Annotated in this window: 11 protein-coding genes and 2 pseudogenes; 5 read left to right on the forward strand and 8 right to left on the reverse strand. The window is 67.2% G+C overall.

The annotated features are described in order from the left end of the window. Both OHB00_RS22380 and OHB00_RS22385 read left to right on the forward strand, forming a co-directional pair. Window positions 1-609: a nucleoside deaminase gene (locus tag OHB00_RS22380; protein ID WP_406436879.1), complete on the forward strand. Its 609-nt coding sequence runs from the start codon at window positions 1-3 to the stop codon at window positions 607-609. A gap of 5 nt (window positions 610-614) precedes the next feature. Further along, the gene (locus tag OHB00_RS22385) at window positions 615-1,595 is read left to right on the forward strand and encodes a sugar phosphate isomerase/epimerase family protein (RefSeq protein WP_406445944.1); all 981 of its coding nucleotides are present in this window, start codon (window positions 615-617) and stop codon (window positions 1,593-1,595) included. Between the two features lie 697 nt (window positions 1,596-2,292). Here the strand turns inward: OHB00_RS22385 and OHB00_RS22390 are convergent. The 3 genes and pseudogenes from OHB00_RS22390 to OHB00_RS22400 all read right to left on the reverse strand — a co-directional run. Further along, a pseudogene (locus OHB00_RS22390) lies at window positions 2,293-4,041 on the reverse strand (DNRLRE domain-containing protein); the annotation flags it as partial. A gap of 486 nt (window positions 4,042-4,527) precedes the next feature. Continuing rightward, window positions 4,528-4,783: pseudogene (locus tag OHB00_RS22395) on the reverse strand (site-specific integrase); the annotation flags it as partial. A gap of 455 nt (window positions 4,784-5,238) precedes the next feature. Beyond that, window positions 5,239-6,480: a hypothetical protein gene (locus tag OHB00_RS22400; RefSeq protein ID WP_406436882.1), complete on the reverse strand. Its 1,242-nt coding sequence runs from the start codon at window positions 6,478-6,480 to the stop codon at window positions 5,239-5,241. A 150-nt stretch (window positions 6,481-6,630) separates the two neighbouring features. On the opposite strand from OHB00_RS22400, the gene OHB00_RS22405 reads away from it, so the two are divergent. Continuing rightward, window positions 6,631-6,843 carry a DUF397 domain-containing protein gene (locus tag OHB00_RS22405; protein ID WP_406436884.1) on the forward strand — a complete coding sequence of 71 codons (213 nt, stop codon included), beginning with the start codon at window positions 6,631-6,633 and terminating at the stop codon, window positions 6,841-6,843. 254 nt (window positions 6,844-7,097) lie between these two features. After that, a complete protein-coding gene (locus OHB00_RS22410) occupies window positions 7,098-7,529 on the forward strand; it encodes a hypothetical protein (protein ID WP_406436886.1) in 432 nt (143 codons plus the stop codon). Between the two features lie 196 nt (window positions 7,530-7,725). Here the strand turns inward: OHB00_RS22410 and OHB00_RS22415 are convergent, their stop codons facing one another. The 3 genes from OHB00_RS22415 to OHB00_RS22425 all read right to left on the reverse strand — a co-directional run bounded on the left by OHB00_RS22415 (window position 7,726) and on the right by OHB00_RS22425 (window position 11,917). Continuing rightward, window positions 7,726-8,811, reverse strand: a complete 1,086-nt coding sequence (locus tag OHB00_RS22415; protein WP_406436887.1) for a hypothetical protein — start codon at window positions 8,809-8,811, stop codon at window positions 7,726-7,728. A 698-nt stretch (window positions 8,812-9,509) separates the two neighbouring features. Next, window positions 9,510-9,719: a hypothetical protein gene (locus OHB00_RS22420; RefSeq protein WP_406445946.1), complete on the reverse strand. Its 210-nt coding sequence runs from the start codon at window positions 9,717-9,719 to the stop codon at window positions 9,510-9,512. Window positions 9,720-10,429: 710 nt separating this feature from the next. After that, the gene (locus OHB00_RS22425; protein WP_406436889.1) at window positions 10,430-11,917 is read right to left on the reverse strand and encodes a helix-turn-helix domain-containing protein; all 1,488 of its coding nucleotides are present in this window, start codon (window positions 11,915-11,917) and stop codon (window positions 10,430-10,432) included. A 776-nt stretch (window positions 11,918-12,693) separates the two neighbouring features. On the opposite strand from OHB00_RS22425, the gene OHB00_RS22430 reads away from it, so the two are divergent. Beyond that, complete coding sequence (locus OHB00_RS22430; RefSeq protein WP_406436891.1) at window positions 12,694-13,215, forward strand: hypothetical protein; 522 nt, start codon at window positions 12,694-12,696, stop codon at window positions 13,213-13,215. Between the two features lie 145 nt (window positions 13,216-13,360). Here OHB00_RS22430 and OHB00_RS22435 read toward each other — a convergent pair whose 3' ends face one another. Both OHB00_RS22435 and OHB00_RS22440 read right to left on the reverse strand, forming a co-directional pair. Beyond that, entirely contained in the window at window positions 13,361-13,504 is a 144-nt protein-coding gene (locus OHB00_RS22435) for a hypothetical protein (protein ID WP_406436893.1), read from the reverse strand. Then, window positions 13,486-13,701, reverse strand: coding sequence for a hypothetical protein (locus OHB00_RS22440; protein ID WP_406436895.1), 216 nt, complete (start codon window positions 13,699-13,701; stop codon window positions 13,486-13,488). The genes OHB00_RS22435 and OHB00_RS22440 overlap by 19 nt, the downstream gene beginning before the upstream one ends.

The raw sequence follows: 13,701 nt of genomic DNA on the forward strand, positions 1-13,701 counted from the left end.
GTGATCGACATCCCGAAGGAATACCGCGTGGCGCTGCCCACGTGGATCGACGACGAACTCGCCGATGTGCCCGCCGCCATCCCCGACCGCGGCGACCGCATGCGCCTCGTGCACCGCCTCGCCGACCGCAACTGGCGGGAGGGCAACGGCGGTCCGTTCGCGGCACTCGTCGCCGAGCAGGACACCGGCCGGATCGTCTCGGTCGGCGTGAACGTCGTACTTGCCTCCGGGGTCTCCAGCGCACACGCCGAGGTCGTCGCGCTGGGCCTCGCCCAGACGGCGACCGGCGGCTGGGACCTCGGCGGCGAGGGCCTGCCCGCGCACGAGCTGGTCGTCAACTGGCGTCCGTGCGTGCAGTGCTACGGCGCGACGATGTGGTCCGGGGTGCGGGGGCTCGTGGTCGCGGGTGAGGGACCGGAGCTGGAGGAGATCACGACCTTCGACGAGGGCCCGCTCGGCGCGGACTGGGCCGAGCAGTTCGAGGCACGCGGCATCAAGGTCATCCACGACGTACTCCGGGACGAGGCGCTCGCCGTGTTCCGAGCCTACCGGGACGCCGTCGACGCCGACGGGATCACCGTCTACAACGCCCGCGGAGGCGCCGCATGACACCGCTGACACCGCGCTTCGCGACCGACGTCGTCACCTTCTACCACCCGGACTTCTGGGGACTGGACTCCGCCGAGGCCCTGCGCGACTGGGCCCGCGACCATCCCCGGCCCTTCTGGGAACGAGTGATGGACTCGCTGGCGGAGGCCGGGATCACCGGCCTGGAGCTGACCTTCCCGCCCGGCGACATCGACTCGGCTCTGCGCGCCTTCGGCAGCGCGGCCTCCTTCCGCCGCGAGCTCGCGGCCCGCAGCCTGTCCGTGGTGAGCGCGTTCATCGCCGGCAGCGACGCCCCCGACTGGCGGCAGGACGACGACCTGCCCGCGATCGTCGCCGACGCCGAGCGACGCGCCGCCTTCCTCGCCGAGGTGGGGGCGGAACTGCTCGTCGCCGGACTGCCCATGCGGACGACGTACGGAACCCGCCCGCCCTTCTTCGTCGACGCCGCGTACATGACCCGGATGGCCGACATCGCCCACGTGGTCGGGGAGGCCGTCTCCTGGTACGGCGTGAAGCTCGCCTTCCACACCGAGTCCAACAGCACTCTGTGGTACGAGCGGGACATCGACCTGTTCATGACCCTGACCGATCCGCGCTACGTGTGGCTGTGCCCCGACTCCTGCCACATCGCGCTCGGGGGAGGTGACCCCGTCGCCGTCGCGCGCCGCCACTCCCAGCGCATCGCGCTCGCGCACTGGAAGGACGCCGTCAAGCCGATCGACGTCCACCTCACCATCGACGACACGGTCTTCGCCCAGCAGCAGCCCTACATGACCGAACTGGGCACCGGCATCGTGGGCTGGAGGGCATGGGCCGACGCGATGTCCCGGACACCCGGCGCCGGCATCGTGCTCGTCGAGCTGGACGAGGCGGCCGATCCCGTTGCCGCTCTTCGGGCCGGAAGGGCCGTTGCAGAGGAGGCCCGGGCTCGGCCGGTGATCGGCGACCACGCCGCCGCACACATCGAAAGGCAGGGCCAGGCATGACGGCTCCCGCTGGAGCGCCGAACCCGTTGTAATCGATGTTGACGTGGCTCAACGCCCAGGAAGAAACAGCTGAATTGCCGCTGCCCCCGCCCCCGGGATCGGTGAACCCCGGGGCGAGGACGGCGTGGCCGCTGCTGTCGAGCGTCCACTCGGGGGTGCCGTCGGAGGCGGAGTCCTGAACACTGGGCGCTGTTGCCGTCTGGTTGGTGTATGCCGTGACGGGGTCCAGGGCCGCATCGGCATCAACGAAGCCGGTGATAAAGGGTGTGCCGGAGGCGTTGAAGAAGAATTCGTCGTCGTCGATGCTCTCCCCGGGGGTGGATTGCGAGGTGCCGGTGCTGGTGTCCACGGTCGTGAAGGTCTCATCGGCCGCGGTGAAGACCTCGGTGGTGCTGCTGCCTGAGGGGTGTACGACGAGCGTGTTGGACAGGGTGGTGGTGTCCTGGGTGTCCTGTTCGCTGTTGGCCTGTTCCAGGGCGGCGATGGCGGTGTCTGTGTCCGCTCCGTAGTTCAGCTCGGTGGAGAAGGACGTGGAGAAGCTGTACTGGGAGGCGACGGTGGAACTGCTTGCTGTGGCGCTCTCCTGAAGCTGGTCCTTGGCGTTGAGGAACTGGCTGATGGTCTGGGTGTACTGCGAGGTTCCTCCGGACACCGCTTGCGGTGTCGTCGCGGCTGTGGTGTCGCTGGAGCCTGTGCCGACCGGGTTGGTCGCGGATACGGCGAACGTGTAGGCCGTACCGTCGGTGAGGCCCGTGATGACGGCGTGCAGTCCGCCCGTGGTGACCTGTTGGGCGACTTGGCCGGAGGGGGCGAGGGCTTTGACCGTGTAGGAGATGCCGTCGCCGGTGGCGTCGACGTAGCCGCTGTCGGTCGGCGGTGACCAGGTGAGGACGGCTCCGCCGTCGCCAGGCGTCGCGGTGGCGTTCGTCGGGGCGCCGGGAGCGGTCGGAGGCGTGTACACGACGCGGATCGTCGGCTGTTCGGCGCTGGGGACCGTGCTGGCTGAGGAGTAGTAGACGGTGCCGGTGGTGGCCGTGGACTGGTCGTCGGCCTGAAGGACGAGTCCGTCGTTGGGCAAGCCACCGCTCAGCCAGCTCGCCACCAAGGGTGTGACGTCATAGGAGGCGCTGGCCTCCGTTCCCGAGGCGATGGGACCGGATGTGTCCTCCTGGGCCAGTAGTCCGGCCCCCGTCGTCTGCGCGGTCACGTCGCCGTCCGCCTGCTCGACATCAAGGGTGTCGCTGGTGCATCCGCCGAGGCAGCCCTGTTGCGTGAGGGACAGGGTGGCGCTGTAGACGGTGGAACCCGCCGGAATGGCGGAGAGATCCGCCTTGATCGCCGACGCCCAGTGGTTGGTCCCGTCGCCGCCGACCTTCAAGGTGGTCGTAGCGGTGTTCACAGCGCAGGCGGCCCCGGAGCAGCCGGTCGCGTCGGTGATGGCGTCCTCGCTGGTGATGCCCGAGGCAGGGAGCGTGGCGGTGACGGCGTTGGCCGGCACGGAGCCTGAGCCCGAGTCGGAGGAGGGCCCCGTGAAGGTGAAGTTCTGGGTGGAACTGGGCGCGGAGCAGAGAGAGGCGTAGCAGGCGAGCATGTACCAGCTGTAGGTCTGGCCGGCTGTCAGTGTTCCCTCGGGAATCATGTAGGTGACCCGCTCACCGGTCGGCACGGTCCCGATCGCGGTCGGCGTTTCGCCGACCGGGTTGCCGGACGCGTCCTGGACGAAGATCTCGCCGGTCACCGAGTCGCCGGTCGGACCGTAGACCACTCCCGACACCATCGGGGTCGTGGTATCCGTTCCGGTCGTCGCCAGGTCCGTCGGGATGGACGGTTCGATCGCCGAGAACCAGCCCTCCAGATCGACCGTGCCCGAACTGCTGTTGTACACATTGATCTTGCCCGAGGTTCCAGGCTGGAGGATGGCGAGATCGGCTCGCGACGAGCCCGGCTGGAAGTTGCCTACCGACGTGTCTGGAGCGGGCTGTCCGGTGGGCCAGGCACGTAGATAGCCGGCCGCCTGCTGGTCAGTGGTTGTCAGGTTGAGGACGACACCACCGATGCCATAGACGGGCAGGCCGTTGGTGCCGCCCACCGCCACGGCCACCGTGCCGTGTGCCGGGATGGAGGTGGTGGTGCGGGTGTCGAGCAGCCGCGCCTGGACCGGGGTGAAGCCACCGCCCTGAGTCACACCGGGACTGAAGTACCCGTAGATGTCGATAACGACATCGATGGACTGGGTACTCGACCCGTTCTTGACCGTGATCTGCCCTCCCGAGCCCACGGCGACGGTCGCCGCGCTCGCCGTGGTGGCGTCTACGTAGTCCAGAGCGGGCTGACCGGCAGATCCCCCGGTGGCGTACGCGTACAGAGAGCCGGCGGCCGCCGGCGAGGGCACCGTGAGGTTCACGAAGACCGCTGAGGCGTCGGCGATTCCATCCACGCCGTCCATCTGCACATTGATGCTGCCGCCCGGAGCAAGTTGCGCCTCTGCGGCACCCGTTCCGTCCCGGGTGTCGACCAGACGGGTCTGCGTCACGGTGACGTAGCCGCCAGGTGCTGCCCCGGAGGACGAGGTGAAGTAGCCGCTGACATCCACGACCACGTCGACAGTCCCGGACGAGTTGTAGACGTCGACTTTCCCATCGGACCCGGGCGCCACGAGCACGGTGTTGCTGATTTTCTGTCGATGTGGAAGTTGATCACTGATCCCGGACTGGGCCGTGAGGAGCCGTCCGGCCACAACTCCATGTAGCTCGACGTCGAAGTCGGGTTCACGGCAACCACGTTGAGGGACACGGCGGATACTCCACTTGCTGGGATGCCCCCTTGCCCCAGCACCTGGAACGACTTCGTCGTCGTTGCTCCGAGAGAGCAGGAGATGCCGAGCCCCGACGAAGTGTCGACGATCTCGGCCGCCGGTGAGACCGGCACGCACTCGCCCAGCGGAGGCCGACGATCTCACCCCGACGCAGGCCCATGGCGATGGCGAGGACGAAGGCAGCGTAGAGCGGGTCCTTGCGGGAGGCGGCGAGGAAGTCGAGCGTCTCGTCCAGGGTCCAGGGGTGCAGTTCGGATGTGTCCGTGCGGGGCGGCTCGACGAGCTTGGCGACGTTGCGCGTGATGAGTTCCTCGCGGCAGGCGGAGGACAGAGCCGAGCGCAGAACTCGGTGCGATTCCTTGGCTGTTACGGCTAGTAGGCAAGCCCCCCGGCCATCCTCGGCGCAGAAAAACCAGTTGACCGTCATCCAACAGGACCGCGCGAACATTCTGACGGACCTTCATACGCGCGACGATGGTGCGCCCGGCCCGGCGAGGAGGCCCGAATCGGGCAGGCGGAGGGCTCCGAAGCTGTCATCGCGGCCGGCGTCGCAGCTTGCTCTGGCCGACGACAAGCCACGACAGCGTCGCTAAGACCGGAGGGGGTACAGCGAGACACACGCGCGCCTGATCGTTCGGTACGCCCGCCGTCGTGGCTGACGTTCGTCGCCTGAGGCACAGACGCCCCGAGAACGGGCGCCGCCCGCACCCACGGACAGCACCTCAGCAACTTGACTCGGTCATTGAAACTCCAGGCCAAAATCGCTACACCGACCTCGACGGCCTCCTACGGACCGCGCGGAGTGAGAATTTTTCCCTTAAGGATAATTCAATGCTTGAGGCCGCCGATAAGCGTCGCGACCTGCGCCCAAAAGGCCGGGCTGCCGCCGATGTAGCTGAGAAAAGGAATGAACAGTGCCGTATTGTTGAGGGTGAACCAGCGTCGAAGGGCAGGATCGATAGGCCATGTCGGGGCGTGACTCAAAGTGTTGTAGCGGTTCATGAGGACTTTGAGGCGATTCGTTAAGTCATCATGTCCACTTGTAGCAGCGATGAGCGCGTTCTGAGCTGACCTGATTTGAGGCATGATTCGGGCTGCCTGCGTGCTCCAGCGTCCCGATTGCTGTTGCATCAGCTGATGCACCCCACGCATCGGCAATACGAAAGCGAACACCTCGAAGCCGATGGCAATGGGCAGCAAGCCTAAGTAGGGAACTCGCCACCCGCCATAGTCGGCAGGAAGCAACGGAATGAGCAACCACCAGACAGCGAGGTAAACGGCAGGTAAGCCGACGATGAGCGACAGCCGGAAGTAAAACCTGCCGATAGGGCGTAAGCCGGCCGCGCCATCTGGATGATCAGGCATCAGGTCAAGCACGTTGGAACGGCGGGGTAACAACTGCCATACGGTCCCGTAGGCAACGAGGCGCCCAAGTCGTTGACCAGCGACGACTCCGGCCAGTGACTGAAAAACCGGTGCAACAGAGCCGTGCGCCAGTACTTGAAGCACGTCGTTGGAGGGGCTGGTGATGATGAACAAGAACCAGCTCAGCCCCAGCGCCCCACCGATGACTGGGCCCGCTATCTTCTGGTTGCGGCGGCATCTACGCCGAATAGCTCGGCGCAGTTTACGCAGCTCACGATTGTTGATCCGGAGCGACCCGTCGTTTACGAGGCCCCGCAGGGTGTCGTTGAGCGCTTCACCTAATGGCTCGCTCAGTTCTATCCCGATTAGAAATGTAAGAATTCCACTGAGGTACATCCAGTCCCAGCCGTAACGACCGAACCCAGGAGCCAGATAGAGCCCCGCCGCAGTGGCCGCCCCCAAAGACGTCAGCAGCAGTCGACGCCGGTTTGCGGACATCGCCACGCCAGCAAGGGCGTCGGTTGCAAGCGTGCCGGTAGCCAGTACGGTCCAGGCGTCCGCTAGCGCTCGCCCGGGAGGTTCGCCACCCAGGGTGTACTCAACTCCTCCGACGACAGCACCCAGAAGGGCTGGAGGCAACCAGCCAGGCCAGCGAAAGGCATTAAACGTCCCCACAGGAACAAGAGAGGTGATCCTGAGCTGCACTCGCTTGCCTCCATAGAGTCCGACACATGTCCGGCAGTGTCTCCACCGTTAGGCGCATTCGGCATGTATGGCGACCTAGATCTCGTGGTCACGACCCGTGTCTTGCACTACTTTCAACAGGAACGCCGTGAGAGAGCACACAGGGAGAGGATGACCAGGATGAACGCTCAAGAACCGGGGCCGCTGGGATTCAGGCGCTCCTCCTTCTGCCAGTCGAACGGATCGGGCTGTGTAGAGATCGACCGGCAGGCACAGGGAGCGGTGGTTCGCAGCTCCAAGAACCCTGACGGTCCGGCACTTCACTTCACCGAGGAAGAGTGGCGTACCTTCATCCAGGGCGTACAGGCGGGTGAGTTCGACTAGGAGGAAGTCCCGTCAAGGTCTGTGCCAGGTACCTACCTTGCCTGCGGGCCACAGACCTTGACTCCCGCCGCCGCACCGCAAGCGCACCAGATCGAGCGGGGAACAGCGGGGAACCACGGTGGATGTGGCCGAGTCCCAGGAGGCCGCACCTTCGCCATTCGTGCAGGTCAGTCCTCCGGAGCGGCCCCAAATACTCGCAGCTTCCCAAGCTGAGGTCGGCATCGCGGGCCGGACGCGCTGAGTAGGGTTGCAGGGTGCGCTGCCTGACAGAGACCTTCATCATCGGGGCCCTGAAGCGAGGGCGGCCGGTGGAACAGTCCCTCGGTCCGGTCGGCGCTCCGGGTCGGCTCGGAGTCGGGTACGTCGAGGTCCGCCCGACGAAGGCGGCGTATGAGGTCTACGTCCATACCGTCGAGGACATCGGCCATGAGATGTTCTTCGACCTGGTCGAGTTCCCACCGCTCAACGCCGAGGACGCCGACGAGGAGTTCGGCCGACTCGTTGCCACGGCCGAAGACCCATCTACCGCACTGGGCGCTGCCGAGGAGGCCACGGACGCAGTGCGGGGGAGGTGGGTCAACGAGAACCGGGTCCAGGACGAATATGGCGACTTCGTCCGAGCGGGCCGACCTGCGGATCGATCTCCGGATGGACACCCCTGGCCAAGTCGCGGAGCAGGTAACTGAGATACCGCAGCGGTGAGTGTCTGACTGCGTGACAACGCCGACGAACACCGGCGAACGGACGCGAACGGCGGCGACAATCCACGCAGGTGAAGGCCGCACCGGCCCAAGGCAGTACCCCCACCGAAGTCGCTTCGGGACGAAGAGGTCGTGCCAGACGCACGCAAAGTATGTGCGGGACCAGGGGGTGCGGCGGTCTCTAGTGGGCTATCAGGTCGTTCTCAACGGCGGGAGCCAGCTGGGCGAGCCAGCGCTGTGTCTCGATCGGTTCGAGAATCCGGTCGAGGCAGAAGGCCGGCGTCATGTGCTCGAAAACTCGACCCACGCCCAGGGCGTAGTTGCCGTTCGGCGGGTGCAGTACGAGAACGCGGGTGCCGTCGAGGGATCCTATGTCGGCAGGCACACCCTCCGGGCCGATGTAGGCCCCTTGGCCGTCGAAGAGGCGGAAGCAGCGGATCGCGGGGGCGTCGGGGCCGAGGCGGGGTTCGCCGCTGGTGGCCGCCTCGACCCAGGACCGTGCGGGGCGATCCCCAGCGACCAGGCCTTGTCCGGGATCCCCGACGAGGCGATCCGCCAGGAGGATGTGCAACTGACCGTTGTCCCCGACGCCACTCATCGTGAGGGCGTATCCCCGATGTGTGCGAGGGTCGATGACGATCAGCGGCTCGTCGTCAAGGACAGCAGCCAGCGCGCCGACCCAAGCAGCTCGCTGGGACCGGTGAGCGACCGCGGCGGCGTGTTCACGCAACTCGGCTTTGACGTCGCCGGTAACGGCCGCGCGGAAACCTGCGTCCGCCATGACGGTGATCAGAGCTTTGAGCCAGTGCTCCATGTCGAACCAGGACATGGCGATCCGGGTCATGGTGTTCTTGTCGACGCCCCGGCGCCAGCGGGCCAGTCCGTTCAGCGTCCGCACCAGTTGGTGGGTGCTGGCGCTCACCGGTTCGGGCAGCGAGCGGCCGCGTGCTGCTTTGTCCCAGAACTCAGGCACTACCTTGTTGAGCATCATGGCTTCCGAAGCGCGCTGCGGCAGCACGTCGACGAGAGCCATGGGGGACGCACCCCACTCGACGCAGGCGCCCGCCAGAACCGCCGTCATGGCGAAGTCCCCACTCAGACCAGGCAGCAATGGCGCGAGCGCTTCTACTGCGGCCGTCAGGCTCTCGGGGCCTCCTGCCCGAGCAGTATCCGCAAGCCGCTTCATCGCGGTTCGGTAGGCAGGAGCGGAGCCGGACTTCATCTGTGTGACGAGTTCATCGACCAGGCGCTGTATCTCCGAGGGCACGAGGGGACGTTAGCAGCGGTGATCGTCCGTCCAGGGCCTTCTTCTTGACCAGCCGAGTGACATACAAGGTGAAGCCGGACAGACCTCCACGGTGACGTCCATGGCTGACATCAACGTGGGCAGCCGCCAGCAGTCTTCGACGGCCACGCGCGACAGGCACCCTGAGGTGTACAGCCACCTCACCTAAGGCCTGGTCGAACTCCTAAAGCGGGTGTCGCAGGTTCGAATCCTGCCGGGGGCACAGAGAGAAGGGCCAGCTCGGGAGGGTTTCCTCCTGAGCCGGCCCTGCGTCGTGTTCGGGGGCGTGCCACACGCGTGTCACTGATGCCACGCGGATGCCACGTCTCCTGGGCGGGAGCCTCTTCCCCGCCCTTCCAGATCATCTCGCCGAGACGCGGTGGCGTGTGGCAGCGGTAGGTTGAGGACCTTCGGCCAGGCCGGCGAAGCCGCCCTGGACCGATGACTGGCGGACAACACGCGAGTGTGCCTGGTCGAGCAGTTGGAACCGTGAGCCATGGAGTCACAGCTCATCTCTCGACTCGGCCTTCCGCCGGACCTCGACCAGAGCCGCCACAACGCTTTCCGCTTTCCACAGCCGCCTGAAGAAGCTACGGGCCCGCTGTGGTTACCGATCAACGGTCAGGCTGTCGGCCAAGCCATCAGCGATCACCCGACGAGGGAGTCCCGCGATCCGGCGATCAGAAGGAGACGGTGAATCCCACCTGGTGGTACTGGCCGACGGTGTCCAGGACCTCGTCCTTGACCGTGCCGAACTGAGCCACGAGGCCCGAGCTGCTGATCGCCGTGGGGCCGGCGGTGATACCGGCCTGCGGGCTCAGGCCACCGGAGACGGTGTCGAGCTCGGCGTCGGAGATTTCAAGGGTCTGAACCTGGGGAGCGGAGTTCATCATGAAACTGCCCTTCGTATGGATGTTCCACAAGGGGGAGCGGCCAGGCTGGGGACAGATGGTCGGCCGCGACCGCAGCCCGCGCCATCTCTTTCCGGACGCCTTGGCGCGATCCCTGCGGCGCGAAGGATCAAATCACGGAGCATGCCCGGCATCCAGTCGGTCGTTGCTCCCAGCAGGGCAGTTGAAACGGTCGGCCACTCATCCGTGCAGGGATGCACACGAATTGAGGGCAGCCTCTCTACATGTAGTGCTGCGCATTGAAACAGGCAGCTGTTGTCACGTCTGCTCCGACCCGGACAACTCCGCATCAACCGAACTCGCCTGTGCGGCAATTGCGCCTTCGCTGTGTAGATCCAGTTGCAGATTCAGTCATGTACGCATCCGCGCTCCCCTCGGCGTGAGGTTCCCCGCCTGCCGTGCTGGTCGGGCCGGGCCCCCGGCCGAGCGAAAACTCCGTGACGAGATCCCCGAGCCGGCCGAGGCCCTCACCGGAGTTTCCGCGAGCAGCACGCGTTCCTGGTCCGTCTTGCGTCTCGACCATCGGGCCGCCGTGATGCCCCTGGGGCTGCCTTCGGCGAGGAATCGCCGGGGCGGTGATCCGCCTGCACGGCGGATCACCCCGCGACGACGGCACGGGCGTTCCTGGCCGAAGCGGCAGCAACCGGCCCCGACAGCTCGACCGTGGCCCGAGCAGCTCCCGCGTTCCCTCACGAGTCGGTGGGTACCCACTGCCGCACACCGTGGTCGTTCGTGCCGTACCAGTAGTGGGGCAGGCCCTTGATGCTGCTGGTGCGGAACGGGTGGCCGTGGTCGTCGATGCGGACCGTGCCGGTGCGGCCCTGGGACGACCAGTCGAGTTCCAGGTACCAGTTGCAGTCGTAGGCCTCGGTCGTCGCGGTGAGCTGCAGCACCTCCGGGTCCTCGGCGGAGACGCGGTAGGGGAACTGCACTGCGGGGACGGTCTTTCCGCTGTCGTTGCCGGGGCGCGCGTGGGCGATCGGGCGGTCGACGTCCAGGTTCACGGAGAAGTTGCGGGGCGGCAGATCACTGCCGCAGCCCTGGCCCATGGCGTACGCGTTGCCGGTGACCGGGGTGCCGCGGCTGACGACACGGACCCGGAGGGCCGTGAGGACCACGGCCGTGGACGACTTCCCCTGCACCGAGATCTGCACCATCGTCTGCCGCCCAGGTACCGCCTGCTGCGTCGCTGCCCACACTCCGGCGTCCTGCTGTGCCGGCGGCGGGGGCACCTGGGCCGGCTCCTTCTCGATGACGTAGTCGTGCCCGCAACCTCCGTCCCAGATCTGCGAGTCGGCGGTCCAGGCGAGCGGCACGAGGGCGTCGCTCTTCGTCTCCGCCGACGATCCGCCCTTCGACTCGGGGCTCCCTGAAGCCCGTACTCCTGTGGAGGGCGAGGCCGAAGAACGGCCGCGGGAGGGGCCGGCCGCAGTGGCCGAGGGGTGGTGTGACGTACCGGTTCCTGTCGTACGGGACTGACCGGGGGCCTTGGCGGAGTTGTCGTGAGACCGGTCGGCCGACAGCGCCGACATACTGCCCAGCGTCACCAGCAGTACGGTCGCCGTGGCTGTGCCGACGACGGTGCGGCGACGGCGGTACCAGGGCCGTCCAGTTGAGCGGACCGCATCCCCCTTGGCCGTCGACTCGCGACTGGCCGGTCCGGGAGCGTCGGGTGCGCCCGCATCGAGTCGCGGAGGTGAACCGCTCGTGCCGCTCCCGTCACCACCGATGCCGTCGGCGCCGTCACCCGCACTGCGCGCGCTGCCACCCGCACGCCCCGCCGTCCGGCTGTCCGGACCCGAAGCCCGCGCGTCCCCTGTCGGCTCCAGTGCCCCTTCGGTCCCTGTCGGCTCCGCTGCCTCCTCACCCGCCCTCGACCGCTGTCGTGCCGTCACCGCGAGCAGCCACAGGCGGTGCAGATCTAGGCGTTCCTCCGGTGTCGCCCCGCAGAAGGCGGCCAGGCGCTCCACCGGGGCGTAGTCCTGCGGGACCGCCTCGCCCGCGCAGTAGCGGTGCAGCGTGGAGGTGTTCATGGTGAGACGGCGGGCCAGGGAGCCGTAGCTCCGGCCCGTGCGGTCCTTCAGCCGGCGCAGCAGCGCCGCGAACTGCTCGACGTCGTCCCCGTTCGACACCGTTCCCCCGTCCCCCCACGTGTCCCCGTATCCCAGGCGGTCCATACACCTGCACGTCAGATGGGCTGGGATGGTTCCACCGTAGCCGGACGGGCGTCCGGCGTTGCGCCGCGCCGCCGTGACGGCTGATGCTCTTGGTGTCGCACCGACCAGGACCGGACCGACCAGCCGGCGGTGGGCGACAAATGACACTCATGCACTCATCCACGGGGGACACCCATGCCCAAGCGCACCCGAGCAGGCCCGCTCCTCGCACTCGCTGCACAACGTCGCGGCCAAGGCGTCGCTTCCTCGTGGCGGGGGCGCTTCTCGCGGCTGAGCAAAGACGTCAAGTCCTGTGCGCACGCATCGACAAGGCGGCCCCGGAGACCGAGGCCACGCTGAAGGACTACGGCACGCTGCCTGTTCGAGGAGGGCGGGCACGGCTACGGCCCGCACACGGTGGTCCCCTGGGGCGTCTTCGACACCCGTCTGGCGACTTCGGGCATGCGCCGCCGGTGAAGGCCTTCAGGAAGACGGCCGTCACGGGCCGTGGACAAGCTCCGCTGACCGCATGACCGGGGCCGCCCTCCGCCACGGGGGTGGGGAGGGCGGCCAATCGGCCACTGACGGGGTCATTCGGCGCGATTCAGCAGGACTTGGTGTCACCGATCGCGCCCCGAGCCGCGGCGCAGGGAGCGGAACGGGGCCGCGCGGCAGCAGATGTTCATGACTCTGGGGCGGCGCCCGCCGACCCGAAAAGGCGAGAGCCACACGACGGCCCCGGCACGAAGACACCGGGCCGGGAGCAACCACATATGGACCAGAAAAGGAAGATGCACATGAACAGGAAGTCCCCCGCACACCGTCGGCCGGGCCGCCGCGCGGCCGTCGCCGCCGGCCTCGTCCTGGCTGTCGGACTCGGTGTGTCGACACAGGTGTCGGCTCAGGCGTCCGTCCATGCCCCCGCAAGGTCGTCCACCGCCGCACCGCGGTCGGTCAGCGGCACGAGCGGCCAAGTGGTGACCCGGGTCGCCGACTTCTACGGCGCGTACATCGACGCGATCGGCGACTACGACCCGGACGCCAAGCTGGAAACGGTGCTCCGCAAGCACTACCTGACACCCGACTTCGCCAAGCGACTGGCGGCCTGGGAGAAGAAGCACGGGGCGGACGGTGTCCTGCGTGCCCAAAACGTCCCGCGGAAGTGGACGGTGACCGACAACGGCGCCGTGGGCAACGGCCATGAGGTCATCGTCACCCTGACCTTCGGCAGCGGGGAGACGACGCAGAAGATCAAGCTTTTCGTGCTGGTGGAGCGGTACAACCACATCGTCGACATCGGCACCACGAGCAACCGCTGACGGCGGAGCCGCTCCGCCCGGTCTGTCATGGTCAACCTCACGACGGACGAGACCGGCTCACGTCACGTGCCCCCGGTTCGCCGGGAGCACGTGACCCATCGCATGCCCCTTCTTCTTCCTCTTCCGCTTCCTCTTCGTCGTCGCGTTACCGAAGTGCCAGCAGCCGGACCTCCGCGAGGTTGGTGAAGCCGCCGTGGCCGTCGTAGATCCGGAGTGACGGGGTCGTCGTATGTCCGGGCAGTTTGAAGGTGTACCAGTCCTGGTCGCTGGTCATGTTGCTGATCGCCACGAGGGTTTTCCACGTCTGGCCGCCGCCGGCACCGCGTCGAGTGTCAGCGAGGACCCGTCGGTCGGGCTGACGGTCACCCAGCCGTTCCCCGAGGTGGTGGCGGTGGTGAGGTCGCCGTCGAACATCCGCCAGGAACCTGCCCGGACCCGGACCAGGTCCGCGAGCCGGCCCGTCCGGTTGCGTTCATCGGAGGTCAC

This window comes from Streptomyces sp. NBC_00631, from assembly GCF_045206895.1.
Lineage (GTDB): Bacteria > Actinomycetota > Actinomycetes > Streptomycetales > Streptomycetaceae > Streptomyces.

What these genes read in the sequence shown, in the direction of transcription:
- OHB00_RS22405 (WP_406436884.1), top strand. Translation starts at nt 6,631, where the DNA reads ATGACCAGGATGAACGCTCAAGAACCGGGGCCGCTGGGATTCAGGCGC.
- OHB00_RS22420 (WP_406445946.1), bottom strand. Translation starts at nt 9,719, where the DNA reads ATGAACTCCGCTCCCCAGGTTCAGACCCTTGAAATCTCCGACGCCGAG.
- OHB00_RS22425 (WP_406436889.1), bottom strand. Translation starts at nt 11,917, where the DNA reads ATGGACCGCCTGGGATACGGGGACACGTGGGGGGACGGGGGAACGGTG.
- OHB00_RS22430 (WP_406436891.1), top strand. Translation starts at nt 12,694, where the DNA reads ATGAACAGGAAGTCCCCCGCACACCGTCGGCCGGGCCGCCGCGCGGCC.